Source organism: Agromyces salentinus, assembly GCF_009749395.1.
Lineage (GTDB): Bacteria > Actinomycetota > Actinomycetes > Actinomycetales > Microbacteriaceae > Agromyces > Agromyces salentinus.
In genome coordinates this window covers 24,192-40,367 of sequence record NZ_WBIR01000023.1, presented here as the reverse complement: position 1 = coordinate 40,367, position 16,176 = coordinate 24,192, and the positions used below count along the sequence as shown (strand labels likewise).

At 74.2% G+C, this 16,176-nt stretch carries 17 protein-coding genes; 6 read left to right on the top strand and 11 right to left on the bottom strand.

Annotated features, from left to right (window positions below):
* Positions 1-107: 107 nt before the first annotated feature.
* The 4 genes from GQQ95_RS17505 to GQQ95_RS17490 all read right to left on the bottom strand — a co-directional run bounded on the left by GQQ95_RS17505 (position 108) and on the right by GQQ95_RS17490 (position 3,968).
* A complete protein-coding gene (locus GQQ95_RS17505; protein WP_157428890.1) occupies positions 108-611 on the bottom strand; it encodes a GNAT family N-acetyltransferase in 504 nt (167 codons plus the stop codon).
* Between the two features lie 302 nt (positions 612-913).
* Positions 914-2,476 carry a DEAD/DEAH box helicase gene (locus tag GQQ95_RS17500; RefSeq protein ID WP_157428889.1) on the bottom strand — a complete coding sequence of 521 codons (1,563 nt, stop codon included), beginning with the start codon at positions 2,474-2,476 and terminating at the stop codon, positions 914-916.
* A gap of 293 nt (positions 2,477-2,769) precedes the next feature.
* The gene (locus GQQ95_RS17495; protein ID WP_157428888.1) at positions 2,770-3,399 is read right to left on the bottom strand and encodes a DUF1684 domain-containing protein; all 630 of its coding nucleotides are present in this window, start codon (positions 3,397-3,399) and stop codon (positions 2,770-2,772) included.
* Entirely contained in the window at positions 3,396-3,968 is a 573-nt protein-coding gene (locus GQQ95_RS17490) for a hypothetical protein (protein WP_212275556.1), read from the bottom strand. Before GQQ95_RS17490 ends, GQQ95_RS17495 begins: the two co-directional genes overlap by 4 nt.
* 102 nt (positions 3,969-4,070) lie before the next feature.
* On the opposite strand from GQQ95_RS17490, the gene GQQ95_RS17485 reads away from it, so the two are divergent.
* On the top strand, positions 4,071-5,336 hold the full coding sequence (locus GQQ95_RS17485) for a hypothetical protein (RefSeq protein WP_157428887.1): 1,266 nt from the start codon (positions 4,071-4,073) through the stop codon (positions 5,334-5,336).
* A gap of 46 nt (positions 5,337-5,382) precedes the next feature.
* Positions 5,383-6,063, top strand: coding sequence for a 2-phosphosulfolactate phosphatase (locus tag GQQ95_RS17480; protein WP_157428886.1), 681 nt, complete (start codon positions 5,383-5,385; stop codon positions 6,061-6,063).
* A 7-nt stretch (positions 6,064-6,070) separates the two neighbouring features.
* Here the strand turns inward: GQQ95_RS17480 and GQQ95_RS17475 are convergent, their stop codons facing one another.
* The 3 genes from GQQ95_RS17475 to GQQ95_RS17465 all read right to left on the bottom strand — a co-directional run bounded on the left by GQQ95_RS17475 (position 6,071) and on the right by GQQ95_RS17465 (position 8,619).
* Positions 6,071-6,724, bottom strand: a complete 654-nt coding sequence (locus tag GQQ95_RS17475) for a CGNR zinc finger domain-containing protein (protein ID WP_246205759.1) — start codon at positions 6,722-6,724, stop codon at positions 6,071-6,073.
* Between the two features lie 142 nt (positions 6,725-6,866).
* Positions 6,867-7,364: a SprT-like domain-containing protein gene (locus GQQ95_RS17470; protein WP_157428885.1), complete on the bottom strand. Its 498-nt coding sequence runs from the start codon at positions 7,362-7,364 to the stop codon at positions 6,867-6,869.
* Between the two features lie 40 nt (positions 7,365-7,404).
* Entirely contained in the window at positions 7,405-8,619 is a 1,215-nt protein-coding gene (locus GQQ95_RS17465; protein ID WP_246205757.1) for a PQQ-dependent sugar dehydrogenase, read from the bottom strand.
* Positions 8,620-8,657: 38 nt separating this feature from the next.
* Between GQQ95_RS17465 and GQQ95_RS17460 the strand changes: the two genes are divergently transcribed.
* From GQQ95_RS17460 to GQQ95_RS17445, 4 genes are all read left to right on the top strand, one after another.
* Entirely contained in the window at positions 8,658-9,419 is a 762-nt protein-coding gene (locus GQQ95_RS17460; RefSeq protein WP_157428884.1) for a LamB/YcsF family protein, read from the top strand.
* Positions 9,416-10,042: a 5-oxoprolinase subunit B family protein gene (locus GQQ95_RS17455; protein ID WP_157428883.1), complete on the top strand. Its 627-nt coding sequence runs from the start codon at positions 9,416-9,418 to the stop codon at positions 10,040-10,042. The genes GQQ95_RS17460 and GQQ95_RS17455 overlap by 4 nt, the downstream gene beginning before the upstream one ends.
* Positions 10,039-10,917, top strand: a complete 879-nt coding sequence (locus GQQ95_RS17450) for a 5-oxoprolinase subunit C family protein (protein ID WP_157428882.1) — start codon at positions 10,039-10,041, stop codon at positions 10,915-10,917. Before GQQ95_RS17455 ends, GQQ95_RS17450 begins: the two co-directional genes overlap by 4 nt.
* 76 nt (positions 10,918-10,993) lie before the next feature.
* Positions 10,994-12,670 carry a glycoside hydrolase family 10-like protein gene (locus tag GQQ95_RS17445; RefSeq protein WP_246205756.1) on the top strand — a complete coding sequence of 559 codons (1,677 nt, stop codon included), beginning with the start codon at positions 10,994-10,996 and terminating at the stop codon, positions 12,668-12,670.
* 35 nt (positions 12,671-12,705) lie between these two features.
* Here the strand turns inward: GQQ95_RS17445 and GQQ95_RS17440 are convergent, their stop codons facing one another.
* The 4 genes from GQQ95_RS17440 to GQQ95_RS17425 form a co-directional block, all read right to left on the bottom strand.
* Positions 12,706-13,566: a spermidine synthase gene (locus GQQ95_RS17440; protein ID WP_246205754.1), complete on the bottom strand. Its 861-nt coding sequence runs from the start codon at positions 13,564-13,566 to the stop codon at positions 12,706-12,708.
* Positions 13,567-13,590: 24 nt separating this feature from the next.
* Positions 13,591-14,358: a spermidine synthase gene (locus GQQ95_RS17435; RefSeq protein WP_170297118.1), complete on the bottom strand. Its 768-nt coding sequence runs from the start codon at positions 14,356-14,358 to the stop codon at positions 13,591-13,593.
* 85 nt (positions 14,359-14,443) lie between these two features.
* On the bottom strand, positions 14,444-15,262 hold the full coding sequence (locus GQQ95_RS17430; protein WP_157428880.1) for a hypothetical protein: 819 nt from the start codon (positions 15,260-15,262) through the stop codon (positions 14,444-14,446).
* A gap of 44 nt (positions 15,263-15,306) precedes the next feature.
* Positions 15,307-16,176 carry an endo alpha-1,4 polygalactosaminidase gene (locus GQQ95_RS17425; protein WP_157428879.1) on the bottom strand — a complete coding sequence of 290 codons (870 nt, stop codon included), beginning with the start codon at positions 16,174-16,176 and terminating at the stop codon, positions 15,307-15,309.

Sequence of the window (16,176 nt, the reverse complement as noted above, 5' to 3'; positions counted from 1 at the left end):
GGTCGGCGAGCGTTTCCACGGTCGTCGATGACGGATGCGGCGTCAATCGGCCGATCGGCCGAGATGCGCGCCGAGGCGACCAGCGGTCACCGGGTCGATGCGACGCGTCAGCGAACCATCCGGATCTCGTGGATCGTCTCGCCGAGGAACGGCTCGTCGTGCGAGACGCCGTCGGCCGTGAAGCCGTTGCGCTCGTAGAAGTGCACGGCGTGCGTGTTGGCCTCGGGCACCCAGAGGTACGCGGGCTCGTCGCCGAGGGCCGCGTCGAAGAGCTTCTGGCCGATGCCTCGGCCGTGGGCCGAGTCCAGCAGGTGGATGAAGAACAGCTCCCGTGCGCGGGGGGCGTCATCGTCGCGGGCGGGGCCGGCACCGGCGAATCCGACGATCTCGCCCTCGACGAGCGCGGCGACGTGGGTCAGGCCCTCGCCCTGGCTGATCCAGTGCGTCCAGAGTTCGGCCATGCGGCGCGGCGACAGGTTCGCGAGCGTCGCGGCATCGACGAGGGTGTCGTAGTCCTCATGCCAGCACTGGGCGTGGACACGACCGAGCGCCTCGACATCGGAGTCACGGATGGGGCGGATGACGGCTTCGGCAACGACTTCGGTGCTCATGTTCAGAGGCTAAGCCAGGGTGCCGCCAGCGACAAATCGACGCCGCGGGCGGTGCCGTCCGTTGTGCCTCGGCGACAATGTGCGGCCCGCGGACGTCACCGCCGGCGCTACGCCGCCATCTGTGCACGACTCCGGACGCGGCCGACGACACGCCGCGCTGCGGCCGACCGACGCGGCGTGTCCTCGCGCGGATCCGGAATTGCGCACACTCACAAGCACACGCACACGCCGACGCAGCGCACACGCAGACGGCCCCGACGAGCGCGAGCTCATCGGGGCCGTCGAGGCGATGCGGTCGGGCGTCAGCCCTGCGCGCGGCGGTTCGTGCGCGGGCTCTGGCCCACGAGGCTGCCGACGCGGAGCGGCTGCTTCGCGGGGCGACCGGATGCCCCGCGCTGCGCGCCGGACGTCTGGGCGCCGCGGCTGTGGCCGGAACCCTGCTTGGGCGCATTGGCCTTCGCCTCGACGGGGCGGCCGGAGCGGTCGCGACGGGGAGCGCCGGGAGCGACATCCGCCGAACCGGAACCGCCGGTGCCACGACCCCGACGACGGCGTCCGCCGCCCTCGGTGCGGGCCTCGCCGACGGGCGCGCCGTCGCGGGCGGCGCGCTTGCGCTGGGCGTTCGCGCCCTGCGAGCGTCCGCCGCCGCCCTGCTGCTGCACGGCAGCGCGGGGGGCGGGCTTCACGTACGGGGCCACGTCGCCGACGAGCTTGACGACGGAGGGGGAGGTCGCCGTCACGCGCTCGGGCACGACCTGGATCGCGGCCTTGCGGAGCAGGGTCTTGAGGTCCTGCTTCTGCGACGGCAGGCAGATCGTGACGACGTCGCCCTCGCTGCCGGCGCGGGCGGTGCGGCCCGAGCGGTGCAGGTACGCCTTGTGCTCCATGGGCGGGTCGACGTGGATCACGAGCTCGACGTTGTCGACGTGCACGCCGCGGGCCGCGACATCCGTCGCGACGAGGACCTTGGCCGAGCCGTCGCTGAACGCGGCGAGGTTGCGGTCGCGCTGCGGCTGCGACAGGTTGCCGTGCAGGTCGACCGCGGGGATGCCCTGGTCGGTGAGCTTCTTGGCCAGCTTCTTGGCGTGGTGCTTCGTGCGCATGAAGAGGATGCGGCGGCCGGTGCCCGAGGCGAGCGCGGTGATGAGGTCGTTCTTGGCGTCGACGTCCTCGACCTCGAAGACGTGGTGGGTCATCGCGGCGACGTGCGAGGTGGCCTCGTCGACCGAGTGCAGGACCTCGTTGTGGAGGAAGCGCTTGACGAGCTTGTCCACGCCGTTGTCGAGCGTGGCCGAGAACAGCAGGCGCTGGCCCGACTGCGGGGTCTTGTCCATGATGCGGGTGACGACGGGCAGGAAGCCGAGGTCGGCCATGTGGTCGGCCTCGTCGAGCACGGTGATCTCGACGGCGTCGAGGGTCACGAAGCCCTGCTTCATGAGGTCCTCGAGGCGGCCGGGGCAGGCCACGACGATGTCGACGCCGGCGCGGAGCGCGTCGACCTGGCGCTTCTGGCTGATGCCGCCGAAGATCGTGGTCGTGGTCATGCCGTAGGCCTTGGCCAGGGGGGCGAGCACGGCGTCGATCTGCGTCGCGAGCTCGCGGGTCGGGGCGAGCACGAGGCCGAGGGGGCGGCCGGGGCGGCGCTTGCCGCCCGAGAGCTCGCCGCCGAGGCGGGCGGCCATCGGGATGGAGAAGGCGAGGGTCTTGCCGGAGCCGGTCTTGCCGCGGCCGAGCACGTCGCGTCCGGCGAGCGTGTCGGGCAGGGTGTCGACCTGGATCGGGAACGGGCTGGTCTTGCCGTCGGCGGCGAGCGCGGAGACGATGGCTGCCGGGACGCCGAGCGTGCTGAAGGTGGTGTCGGTCATGGGTGCCTTTCGGGGCGCACCGCACGGTGAGGCCGACGTACGCGCGGTCGCAGTGGTGCGTCGGCGTGCGGCGGATCGGCCCGGCGGTGGGAGTGGCGAAGGCGCCGGTCGGCGCATCCGTTCGCCGTATGAGAGTCAACGGGCGCCCTCTGATGAGGCCCTGCCCGGAAAGCGTTTCTACGACGCAGGCGGCGCGTTCATCGCGCACACCGGCCTTCAGCATAGCGGATGCCGCCGGGCCGACGCTGTGAGTCCGTCCCGCGGTCCGGCGGCGACGCCTCGCGGGGCCGCGCTCAGCGGCCGAGTCGCTCGCCGACGGGGATCTCCTCGCGCACCGTGTTGCCCGGCTGGGCGAGCGGGCAGGACCACGAGGGGTCGTACGCGCACGACGGGTTGAAGGCGAAGTTGAAGTCGACGATGAGCGAGTCGCCGTCGGGGCCGGCGCCGAGGTCGGCGCCCTTGACGGTGTCGAGCAGGTAGCGCCCGCCGCCGTACGTGCCGCCGGGCGCGCCGGCGAGCCCGTCCTTCACCGGCAGGAACAGGCCGCTCGCGTACTGTCCGAGTCGCCAGACGTCCAGCGTGCCGAGGTACGGGATCCGCACGGAGCCGAGCAGCGAGAACCGGATCTTGCCGTCGGTGGCGCTGTCGACCGTCAGCTTCTCGGGCTCCTCGGCGGGCCGGACCTCGAGCTCGAAGCGCCAGTCGGGATCGTACGGCGCGACCGTGAGGCCGGTGAAGGACGCGCGGTCGTCGGGCAGCAACGGAGATTGCGGATGCCCCGCGAAGAGCTCGTCGCGGCCCGACTTCCAGAGCTCGTGGCCGGCCGCGGGGTCGTGCGCGCTCAGCTGGCGCACGCCCGCGTAGAGGCCGAACACGCGTCGTCGCCAGTCGGCCAGCTGCAGTGCGGGCAGGGAGTCGGTCATGCGTCGGGGCCTCCGGTCTCGGCGTTCGTCGTGCCCGGGGCATCCGCGGGGCCCGCCGGTTCGTCCGTGCTCATGGCGTCCGCGGTTCCCGGGGGATCGAACGACCACGTGGGGGCGAGCGCGCGCAGGCGCAGCCCGCGCCACTGCCAGAACGCCCAGGTGGGGTACCACGCCACGAGGTCGAGCGCCCCGGCGTGCGCGATCAGCCGGTCGCGGTACAGCGTGCGGCCGCCGGGCAGGGCCGACACCGCCATGCGGTGGTCCCAGCGGTCGAACAGGGCGAAGGGCCCGCTCACGGCGCCGCCGCCGTCGCGCAGCATCCGCACGCCGTCGGGGAGCCCGCCCGGGTAGCCGAGGTCGATGACCTCCTCGCCCACGGGGAACCGGCCGAACGCGCGCGGCTGCAGGCGGTGTCGCCCCGCGGACCACGTGGTCGGAAGTCCGCCGTCCTCCAGCGAGCCGAAGTCGAGCCAGGGTGCGACGACCTCGCGCAGCACCGCCGGGCTGTGCAGCGCCCGCCACGCGGCATCCGGAGTGCACTCGAGCTCGAGCTTCAACATGACCCGCATGAGCCGACCCTACGACCGGCGGATGCCCCGGCCAAGGGCCTTCGGCGGATTCACGGGCGGCAGGGCGGGCGCGCCCGGGTCGGCCGCACGTAGAATCCCGGCATGGCCGACGGACTCTGGTGGGTGCCCTCCGTCGTGGTGCTCGGCATCGCCGCGGTGGCCGCCGCCGGCGGCATCGCAGGCTTCCGCCGGCTCGGCGCGCGACGGGAGCGGGACGCGCTCGAGGCGGGCCGGGCGGACGAGACGCGCGCGAAGTCGATGATCGTGCAGGCGGACTCCGCCCTGCGGGAGGCCCTCGGCGAGGTCCTGTACGTGGAGGCCCAGTTCGACGAGGCCACCGCGGCGGGCATGCGCGACTCCGTCGACGCGGCGCAGCGTCGGCTCCGGGAGGCGTTCCTCCTCCAGCAGCGACTCGACGACGCCGAGCACGAGACCGCGGCCCAGCGGCGCGCCTGGACCGAGCACATCCAAGAGCTCTGCGAGTCGGCGATCGCGACGCTGGCGGCGGCCGATGACGCACTCGAGGCGAGGCGCCGCGACGAGCGTGACGCGAGCGTCGAGGTGCCGCAGTTCGAACGCCGGCACCGTGCGCTGGCCGCGCGGCGCGACGAGGCCGCCGCGATGCTCGGGCGCCTCGACGGGCGGTTCGCGCCCTCGGCCCTCGGCGGTGCGCATACCGCGCTCGACCGGGCCGGTGCCGCGCTCGCCGCCGCATCCGACCGCCTCGGCGCCGCGCAGGTGCGACTCGCCAGGCGGCAGGGCGCGTCCGACCTGACCTCGGCGGCCGCCGGCCGGCTCGAGCGCGCCGAGCACGCCATCGACGAGGCCGAGCGCATCGAATCGGATCTCGAGGCGGCCGGAGCGGATGCGCTGGCGCAGGCCGCCGCACTCGAGGACGACCTGGCCGCCGCGCGCACCGAACGCGACATGGCGGACGACCCGGAGGCGAGGGCCGAGCTCGCGCGCGCCATCGACGCCGCCACCCGCGCCCGCCCCGGGGTGGCCGATGCCGGGCCGCCGGACCCGTTCGCCGCACGTGATCGCCTGCGCGTCGCGCGCGACCGGCTCGAGGTGGCCCGCGCGGGAGTCCGCGCCGCGCAGTCCAGGCTCGACGGGGCGCGCGGCGCGCTCGGCGGCGCCATCGCCATCGCGGAGAGCCAGCTCAGGGTCGCGAGCGACGCCATCGGCCACGGCGGCCGGCGCATCGGGGCCGACGCGCGCACCCGGCTCGCGGAGGCCGAGCGCCAGCTCGTCATCGCCCGGCAGGAGCCCGACCCCGTGGCGGCGCTCGACGCCGCGCGTCGCGCCGCCTCCAGGGCGAGCGACGCGGAGGCGCTCGCCGCGTACGACCTGATGGCCGGTCGCTGAACGTCACGCGCCGGCGCCGCTCCGGCCGCGGCGGTAGCCTGTCGCGGTGAGCGATGCGACGAACGCCCTCGGGCAGGCGAAGTACCAGGTCCGGTTCGACTGGGGCGTCGCCGGTGCGCATCGCATCGCGCCCGGCGCACACGTCGTCGTGCTCGTCGACGCGCTGCCGACCACCACGCAGGCCGTGCTCGCCGCCGAGCGCGGCGAGGCGTACGACCTGTCGGGCCGGGACGACCGTCAGGGCGAGGCCGGCGTCGACGCCGCCGGCACCGAGGCGGCCGCGCTCGCCGAGGCCCTCGCCGCGAGCGAGGCGGTCGTGCTCGCGGCGTCCCTGCGCAACCGCGAGGCCGTCGCCCGGCGCGTGCTGGCGCTGCAGGAGGCGCGCGGCGAGCGCATGTTCGTGGCCGTCGTCGCCGCCGGCGAGCGGGGCGGGGCCGATGCGCCGTCGCCGGACGCCGGCATCCGCTTCGCCATCGAGGACCAGCTGACCGCCGGTGCCGTCATCGACGCGCTCATGCGGCTCGGAATCGACCACACGTCACCTGAGGCTGCCGTGGCGTGCGCCGCGTTCGAGGGCCTGCAGCACGCTGCGGTGCACCTGATCGGCGCCTCCGGCAGCGGCGTCGCACTCACGGATGCCGGCCGCAGGGCGGAGGCCCGCCAGGCGACGCAGCGCGACGTGACCGACGTCGTGCCCGTGCTGCGCGACGGGGTGTTCTCGGCGTAGCCGCGGGTCAGGCCGCGGCCTGCTCCTCGAGCCGGGGCACGGCCTTGCCCGCCTTGCGGGCGCGATGCGCGCGCACCTTGGCCCGGTTGCCGCACCGCTGCATCGAGCACCACCGACGGGTGGCGGCACGCGACGTGTCGAGGTAGACCATGCGGCAGTCGGTGCCGTCGCATTCGCGGAGCCGGCCCTCGTTGTCGGGGGAGAACACGTCGACCGCGTCCCGCGCGATCGTGGCCAGGGCCTGCGACACCGTGTGCACCGAACGGCCGGCCTGGCGCGTGCCGCCGCCGAGCGTGGGCGGGATGTCGGGCGTCGCCGCGTAGAGGTTCACGACGTCGATGTCGGTGCCGCGCAGGACCTCGCCCACGGCGGCGGAGCGCGCCATGCGGGCGATCGCGTCGCGGAGGGCGACGGCGTCGAAGAGGTCGCGCGATCGTGCCGCGCCCATCTGCACGGGGAACCGCTCGCGCAGCCACTCGGTCAGGTCGTCGGGGGCGTGCAGCCGCTCATGCTGGGGGCCGCCGTCGGTCGTGCCCTGGTCGCCCAGCGCACCCGTCGTCGCGAAGTCGAGGGCGAAGGATCCGGAGTCGAACCACCACCGCACGCCCTCGGGGGAAACGAGCCATTGTCCGACGGGGATCGCAACGGTTGAGACGGGCACCCGGCAATGCTAGCGGTCGCCGGCACGTCGCAGGACCGGCTGTGGATGCCGGAGGGCCCGGCCACGGCCGCGCGATGCCGCCGTGCGCGAGCGGAACATTCCCGACGGCGCATACGGCGTGGCCGCCGACCGGGCATCGGCCTCAGCCGGCGCTCGCGCTCGCGGCGCGGCGGCGCACGGCCGCCGTGATCTCCCGGCGTCGCCAGACGATGAGGTTCGCGTGGTCGAAGCCGCGGTGGCAGACGCCGCAGCTCAGCGGCCGCGACGGCTCGCGGTACCTGAAGTGCTCATGCCCGGCGGGGCAGCGGCCGACCCAGGGCGCGAGTTCGTGAGCGACCTCGCCGTCATGCGTTCGGCGACCGACGTAGCCGAGCTCGGCGGCGACTCGACGCCATTTCGGCCCGTGCCCGGCGCGCGGACCGGCCACGGCGTGGGCGACCTCGTGCAGCAGGATCTGGTGGATCTCGTCGTCGTCGTAGCGGGCGGCGAGGTACCGCGACACCGAGATGCGCTTGGACGTGAAGTTGCAGAGTCCGGCCCGCTTCTTCGCGTGATCGAAGCCGAAGCTCCAGACGGCCGGATCGAGGTGCAGGGCGATGAGCGCATCGGCCCACCGTCGCACCCGTTCGAGATCCGCCATGACATGAGAATAGCCCCGGTGACGTCTCGATCGGGAGGTCTCAGCCCGCGGCGAGCCGCACGCGGAGGAGGCGGTCGTCGCCCTCGATGGGGCTCCCGCGGCCGTCCGTGTTGTTCGTGAGGACCCACAGCTCGCCGTCGGGACCGGCCACCGCGTCGCGGAGTCGCCCGAACTCGCCGACGAACGCGGCCGCCGCCTCGGGCGCGCCCGAGCTCGCGGGCGCCGCGACCCAGAGGCGTTCACCGCGGAGCGCGGCGAGGAAGAGCGAGTCGCCCATCACGGCGAGTCCGCTGGGGCTCGCCTCGGCCGTCGACCACTGCAGCACGGGGTCGAGGTACCCGGCCGCGCCCGCCCGACCCTCGACCACCGGCCAGCCGTAGTTGCCGCCGGGCTCGATGAGGTTGAGCTCGTCCCACGTGTTCTGCCCGAACTCGGCCGCCCAGAGCCGACCGTCGTCATCCCAGGCGAGGCCCTGCGGGTTCCGGTGCCCGAGCGAGTGGACGAGCGTGCCGAACGGGTTGCCGGGCGCCGGCGCCCCGTCGGGCGTCATCCGCAGGATCTTGCCCGACAGCGAGTCGGGATCCTGCGCGGCGTCGCCGTCGCCGCCGTCGCCGACCGTCGCGTACAGCAGGCCGTCGGGCCCGAACGCGAGGCGTCCGCCCTGGTGGTTCGAGGCTCCGCGCGGGATCCCGGCGAGCACCGTCTCGGGCGCCCGGACGCTCAGCGATCCGGGAGCGCCGCTCAGCGGCATCCGCACGATGCGATTCTCGGATGCCGCGGAGAAGTAGGCGTAGACGTGCCCGCCGGCGCCGCCCGCCCCGGGCAGGTGGGCGAGGCCGAGGAGCCCGCCTTCGCCGCCGGGCACGACGTCCGCGACCGTGCCCGCCACGCGGAGCGACCCGTCGGCCGATACCTCCACGATGCGGGCGGTGTCGCGTTCGCTCACGAGCACGCCCCCGTCCGGGAGCCGCAGGATCGACCACGGCGCCTGCAGTCCCTGGGCGATGGTCTCGACGACGCCCGTCGGGCGGAGCACGACCGGTGCGGGCTCGGGAGTCGGCGACGCTTCGGGAGCCGTCTCCGTCGCGCTCGCCGACGGCGACCCGGGCGGGCTCGAGGGCGGTGCGGTCCGCTGCGCGGCGGGCGAGCATGCGGCGAGCGCTGCGACGAGGAGCACGGCGAAGGCCGAGGTCGCGCCCGCACGAGCTCGGACGGTCGCCCGACGGGCGCTGCGGGAGGCGGAGGCGGTGCGCACCTCCCCAGTCTGCGGCCCGCTTGGGCAGAATGGAACGCATGCAGCCGACGATCGACCTCAACAGCGACCTCGGCGAGAGCTTCGGGGCCTGGCACGTGGGCGACGACGAGGCGATGTTCCGGGTGGTCACGAGTGCGAACGTCGCCTGCGGGTTCCACGCCGGCGACGCGGTCACGATGGCCCGCAGTGCCGCCGCCGCCGCGCGCGAGGGGGTCGTGCTGGGGGCGCACCCCGGGTATCGCGACCTCGTCGGCTTCGGGCGGCGCGCGCTCGAGACGAGCCCCGACGAGATCGCCGCGGAGCTCCTCGTGCAGCTCGGCTCGCTCGACGGCGTCGCCCGTGCCTCGGGCATCCGCGTGCGCTACGTCAAGGCCCATGGCGCCCTCTACCACCGGCTCGCGACGGATGCCGCGGCGGCTCGCGCGTTCGCCGAGGCCGTCGCGGTGTACGACCCGACGCTGCCGGTGCTCGGCCCGCCCTCGAGCGAGATCGAACTGGCCGCGGACGCCGCGGGGCTGCGCTTCGCTCGCGAGGCGTTCGTCGATCGGGGGTACCTCGCCGACGGCTCGCTCGTGCCGCGCGGGCAGCCGACCTCGATCGTCGACGACCCCGCGGCGGCCGCCGATCGTGCGCTCGAACTCGCCGAGACGGGCTCCATCACGGCCGATGACGGCAGCCGTGTCGAGCTGCGACCCGACTCGCTCTGCCTGCACGGGGACACTCCCGGGGCGGCCGTCATGGCCGCCGCGGTGCGGGCCGCGCTCGAGCGCGCCGGCGTCGAGATCCGGGCGTTCGCGTGAGCCGCCGGCTGCTGCCCAGCGGCGAGTCCGCCCTGCTCGTCGAATGCGACTCGCTCGAGGAGGTGCTCGCCCTCCACGATGCGCTCGAGGAGGCGCGGCCGCCGGGCGTGGTCGAACTCGTCCCCGCTGCGCGGACCCTGCTCGTCTCGGTCGATCCCGAGCGGATGCCGCTGGAGTCGGCCGCGACCTGGATCCGTCGGATCCCGGCCGAGGCGGGGTCGCGGGTCGCCGGGGCGCACGCCGAGCCCATGCGCATCCGGGTGACCTACGACGGGGCCGACCTCGCGGCGACCGCGGCGCTGCTCCACATGTCGGTGGACGCCCTCGTCGCGCGCCACTCGGGCATCGAGTGGCGGGTCGCGTTCGTGGGCTTCGCGCCGGGGTTCGGATACCTCGTGAGCGAGGACTGGCCCCACGAGGTCCCGCGGCTCGAGGCGCCGCGTCCCCGCGTGCCCGGCGGGTCCGTCGCGGTGGCGGGGGCGTTCGGCGGCGTGTACCCGCGGCAGAGCCCGGGTGGATGGCGCCTGCTCGGTCGCACCGACGCGCCGCTCTGGGATCCGGCCGCCGCCGAGCCCGCGGTGCTCGCACCCGGTCGCCGCGTGCGGTTCGAGCCGACGCGATGACCACCTCCAGCCGTCCGTCGCGCCTCACGGTCGAGGCGCCCGGCGCCTCGACCCTCGTGCAGGATCTCGGCCGGCCGGGGCTCGCCCACCTCGGGGTGCCGGCCTCCGGTGCGCTCGACCGGGGAGCGCTCACCCTCGCGAACCGGCTGGTCGGCAACCCCGACGCCGCCGCGGCCCTCGAGATCGCCATGGGCGGGTTCCGCTCGCGGTTCGCGGCCGAGACGTGGTTCGCCGTGACGGGAGCGTGGGGCGACGTGCGGCTCGACGGACGCCGCATCGCGCCCTACACGGCGGCGCGGGCCGCCGAGGGCGGCGTGCTCGAGCTCGCGCCGCCCGAACGCGGCATCCGGTCCCTCCTCGCCGTTCGGGGCGGCATCGACGTCCCGGCGGTGCTCGGCTCCCGCTCGCGCGACACGCTCTCCGGACTCGGCCCCGACCCGGTGCGGGCCGGCGACGTGCTGCCGATCGGGGCCGCGCCCGCGGCATCCGTGCCCCTCCTCGATCACGAGGCGGCGTTCCCTCCGCCGTCGGGCACAGTGACGCTCTCGCTCCTTCCCGGTCCCCGCGCCGACTGGTTCACGGATGCTGCGCGCCGAGGGCTGTTCGATGGGGCGTGGCGCATGTCCGACCAGGCCGATCGCATCGGCGCGCGGCTCGTCGGCGATGTGCTCGCGCGCCGGGTCGACGGGGAGCTCGCGAGCGAGGCGACCGTGCCGGGGTCGGTGCAGGTCGCCGGCGACGGGCGACCGACGATCCTGCTGGCCGACCGGCCGGTCACCGGCGGCTATCCCGTCATCGCGGTGGTCGCCGCGGCCTCGCTCGACCGGCTCGCACAGGTGAGACCCGGTCAGGAGCTGCGATTCCGCCACGCCTGAACTACCGGAAATTACTCTTCACATTGGGCAGCAAAACTGGAAGTATCTTCCACACTGGACCAATGGAGGACCTGCGATGCCCATCGAGAACGCCACTCCCGCCGCTGCCGATGCCGATGCGATGCCGGATGCGGCGGTCGGATCCCCATCGCAGGGTCTCGCCCGCCGCGGGTTCCTGACGCTCGCGGTCGCCGGGGCGGCGGCATCCGCCTTCACCGTGACCGTCGGCACGCTGGCACCGCCCGCGGCGCGCGCGGCAGGCCTCGACGACGCGAACGTCGCCGTCGGGCCGCGCAAGCGCGAGCTCCGCGCCATGTGGATCTCCTCGGTCGTGAACATCGACTGGCCGAGCCGAACCGGCCTCACGGCCGTTGAGCAGCGCGCGGAGTTCCTGCACTGGCTCGACGTGGCCGAGCAGTTCCGGCTGAACGCGGTCTTCGTGCAGGTGCGACCCGCCGCGGATGCGTTCTGGCCGAGCCCGCTCGAGCCGTGGTCGCAGTACCTCACCGGCGTGCAGGGCCGGGACCCGGGCTACGACCCGCTCGCGTTCATCGTCGAGGAGGCGCACCGGCGCAACCTCGAACTGCACGCCTGGTTCAACCCGTACCGGGTCTCGATGCAGGCCGACCCGTCGCAGCTCGTGCCGGAGCACCCCGCACGCGTGCACCCGGAATGGGTCTGGCCGTACGGCGGGAAGCTCTACTTCGACCCGGGGCTGCCCGAGGCGCAGGAGCACATCCAGCAGGCGATCATGCATGCCGTCGAGCACTACGACCTCGACGGCGTGCACTTCGACGACTACTTCTACCCCTACCCGGTCGCCGGTGCCACGATTCCGGATGCCGCGACCTACGCCGCGCACGGCGGCGGCTTCGCCGACATCGCCGACTGGCGACGGCACAACGTGGACACCTTCGTGCAGTCGATCTCCGAGCGCATCAAGGCCGCGAAGCCGTGGGTGAAGTTCGGCATCAGCCCGTTCGGCATCTGGCGCAACGCCGCGACCGATCCGGCGGGCTCGGCGACCGGTGGGTCGCAGTCGTACGACCTCCAGTTCGCCGACACCCGCAGGTGGGTGCTCGAGGGCTGGCTCGACTACATCAACCCGCAGATCTACTGGCAGTTCGGGCTCGCGGTCGCCGACTACGCGGCGCTCGTGCCCTGGTGGGCGGACGTCGCCGCGGCATCCGGAACGCACCTCTACATCGGGGAGGCGCTCTACAAGGTCACCTCCGGCGTCTTCAGCGACCCCGCGGAACTGTCGAACCACCTCGCCTTCGACCGCGAGCTCGATGCCGCGGGCCGGCCCGTGCACGGCAACGTCTACTTCTCCGCCAAGCACGTGCCCGCGGATCCGCAGGGCTCGATGTCACTCGTGCGGGACCGCCACTACTCGGCTCCGGCGATCGTGCCCGCGATGCCCTGGCTGCCGGCGACGCCGGTTGGTGCACCGGTGCTGGCACGCGCGGCCCGTTCCGATGACGGCGTGCAGCTCGCCTGGCTCGACGCGGAGCGGCCGAACCGGCGCGCGACGTCGTTCGCGGTGTACCGGGTCGAGGGTTCCGCGGACGCCATCGACGTCGAGCACGCCGCCAACCTCGTCGCCACCGTGCGCGCCGGTGACGGGGTGCGGCAGGAGTGGGTCGACGCGACGGCCGACCCGGGCCGGACGTACACGTACGCGGTCACGGCGCTGGACCGGGTCTGGAACGAGTCGGCGCCGAGCCGCGTCCGCGAGGTCGACGCCGGCTGAGAGCGCGGGGGCCGACCGAGGTTCGGCGCCGGCGCTCAGCGCTTGAGGAAGATCGAGCGCGCCGGCGGAGGAGAGGGCACCGCGGTGGCATCCGTCACGACCGGGGCGCCCGCGATGAAGTTGACGAGCTCGGCGCCATCGACCATGCGCGCCGGGGCCGGATCGCTCGCGAGCCGCCGCGGCAGGCCGGCGAAGGGCAGCTCGGCGTTCGAGGCGTACATGACGACGTTGCCGAACCGGCGGCCCTTCAGCATCGACGCGTCGGCGGCGATGGCCACGTGCTCGAACAGGTGCGCGAGGGTCGCCGCCTGCGACCTGGCGAAGGCCAGGCCGGTGCCGTCGGCGACGTTCGCGACCGCGATGCCCTGCGGGGCCATGCGCCTGGCCAGCAGTTCGTAGAACTCGACGCTCGTGACGTGCGCCGGGGTGCGCGAGCCCGAGAAGATGTCGACGACCGCGATGTCGACGGCGCCGTCGAGTCCGGCGGGCAGCTTCGCGAGCACCTCGCGCGCATCGCCGTGGCGTACGCGCACCTGGGCCCCGCGCGGCATCGGCAGGTGCTCGCGCACGAGGTCGACGAGTTCGGACTCGAGCTCGATCACCTGCTGGCGGGAACCGGGGCGAGTCGTCGCGACGTACCTCGGCAGCGTGAGCGCGCCGCCGCCGAGGTGCAGCGCGGTGATCGCCTCGCCCTCCGGACGCACGAGGTCGACCGCGTGCCCGATGCGGCGCACGTACTCGAAGCCGAGCCAGTCGGGGCGGTCGAGCTCGACGTGCGACTGGGGCGTGCCGTCGACGTAGAGGGTCCACGATCCCGGCACCTGGCGGGACTCCTCGAGGTGGGCGAGGTGGCCGCTCACCGAGAGGCGGCGTTCGAGGTCGGGGTCGGAGGGCACGGATGCCACGCTACCGCGCACGCCTCAGCAGGCGCCCCAGAGCACGAAGTCGAGCCGGTCGCCCTCGAGCACGGTCGCCGGGAACGGGCCGCCGGCGGCGAGCGCGCCGGCGAGGTCCACCGGCATGGAGCCCGGCGCGGCGACGAGCACCGCGTTGCCCTCCTCCGACCCGTCGAGCACGGCCGTGTCCCCGGCCGCGAGCAGCCCGCCGCCGGGTGCGGCCCTCGCGAGCGCGCGCGCCGCCGTACGGAGACGCGCGAGCCCAGCGGCATCCGCGATGTTGACGACCACGAGCCCGCCCGGCCGCAGCAGCGCGAGGCAGGCGCCGAGGAAGGCGGGATCGTCGACGAACGCGGGTGCGTCCAGATGCGTGTAGAGGTCGACGATGACGAGGTCGAACCGCTCTCGTCGTGCGGCAGCCTCCCGCACGGCATCCTGGGCGTCGGCGACGCGCACCTCGATGCCGGATGCCGCGGGCCAGGGCGCCCTGGCCCGCACGACCGCGACGAGCTCGGCGTCGAAGTCGACCACGACCTGGCGCGAGCGCGGACGCGTCGCAGCCACGTAGCGGGGGAGCGTGAGGGCGCCGCCGCCGAGGTGCAGCACGTCGATCGGGGCGCCCCGTTCTCCGTGGTGGTCGATGACGTGCCCGACCCGGCGCACGTACTCGAAGAAGAGGCGGGTCGGGTCGGCGAGGTCGACGTGCGACTGCGCCGAGCCGTCGACGAGCAGCGTCAGGCCGCGCGGACTGAACACGTCGGACTCGAACTCGATGCGGGGTGCGGGCTCCACGCGAGCATCGTCCCACGCGTGCGGGTGGGCGCGCGCGGTCATGTGGGCGCGGTCGAGCGGGCGCGGCGGCTCGCGTCTCGACGCGTCAGCCCGGAAGCGACCCGCGCCGGGCCTCGAAGGCGTCGAGCGCGGCGTGCAGCAGCGCGTCGCGATCGAGCCCGGTCGCCGCCGAGAGCGCCTCGATCCGTTCATCCAGTGCCGAGCGAGCGGATGCCGCGTCCGGCCCGCCCGCGGCGTCCGGGGGCGTGGGTGCGGGGCGGTCGCGGAGCAGGAGGGCAACGACGGGAAGCACGATCGTGCCGAGCGCGTCGAGGATGGCGATGACGCCGAACCACCGCCAGTACGTCTCGCCGTCGGGGCCCGGGATCGCCCAGTCGGTCAGGATCGGCAGGATCAGCATCGCCGCGACGATCGCGATGGCCGAGAGCGTGATGGCGAGCGCGATGCGCACGACCCGGCGGCGCCGCCCCGACAGCAGGAGGAGCAGGTTCGCGTGGGCGAGGCTCGCGGCGAGGATCGATGCGACGCCGAACCAACGCCAGGCGTCGCCCACCCAATCTCCCACGTCCACGGTCCACGGGGTCCACACGACCACGAGGCCGAGCAGCAGCGCGACGGCGCTCGTGACGAGCCCGACGAAGCCGACCGCCCGAACGGGCCGCCCGATCACGGTCAGATGGCAGAGGGCGAGGATGCTCGCGCCGGCGATGACGAGCGTCGTCAGCAGCACCCGGCCCTGCACCTCGCCGAACTCACCGCTGAGGAGGGTCACGATGCCGATCACGGCCGTGATCGACAGGGAGGCCACGAGCACGATGATGGCGATGCGCCGGTAGCCCCGCACGGCCTGCCGGCTCGTCGCCGTCGGTGCGTCAGGCCGGTCATCCGGTGCATTCGCGCTCATGCGGACCTCCTCGTCGTTCCGCTCAGGATAGGGGCGGCCGGGCCTCAGTCGCAGCGTTCGTAGCGGTGCCCCGCGTCTCCGGCCGGGGCGAGGTCCCGATCGCGCAGGATCATCGTGGGCGCCCGGTCCTCGAGCGAGCAGGCCTCGGCGAGCGTGAGCCCGGCCTCGTCCAGCGCCTCGGGGTACTCGACCTGCAGGAGGTGGTCGCCGTAGACGGCCGTGTAGTCGCCGCATTCGTCGAAGGCGGCGCACTCCTCGCTGATCGCGAAGTCGAAGCCGAGCTCGTCGTGGGCGAACGGGGCGATCTCGGCCGCGTTCTTCTGCCCGATCGCGAGCCCCGCCTCGTGGGCGAGGGCGACGTACGCGGCGGCGAGCGCGTGCGCTCCCGACCTGTCGATCTCGGGGAACCGCGTCCAGGTGTCCAGGTTGTCGATCTCGACGGCGTCGTAGCCTGCCGCCGCGCAGGACGCGATGACCGGTCCGAGGACCTCGAGGATGCCGGCGCGCTGCGACTCGGTCGACGGATCGAGGACGAGTTCATCGGGCCAGGCGGGGTCCCTCACGAACCCGTCGTCCCCATCCCCGAGCAGCAGGTCGCTGCGCTCGAGCCACGCGTCCTCCTCGCCGGGCTGGGTCTGGAAGCCGTTCACGTAGCAGATGCCGTAGGCGCCCGACGGCGGCGGTGCCGAGGCGTCCCTGACCACGACGTCGGGGTCGAGGTGCCCGTCCGCCGTCTCGACCCGCTCGGAGGGGCCGCCGAGCTGGTAGTCGAAGACGCCGTGCGTCGGCGGCAGCTCGATCGCCCGGCCCTCCTGCCCCGCGTGCGGGCTCGCGGGAGCTGCTGCCGGCGGGGTCGTGGAGCAGGCCGACAGGACGAGCGACACCGCCGCCACCAGCACGATCAGACGGCTCAT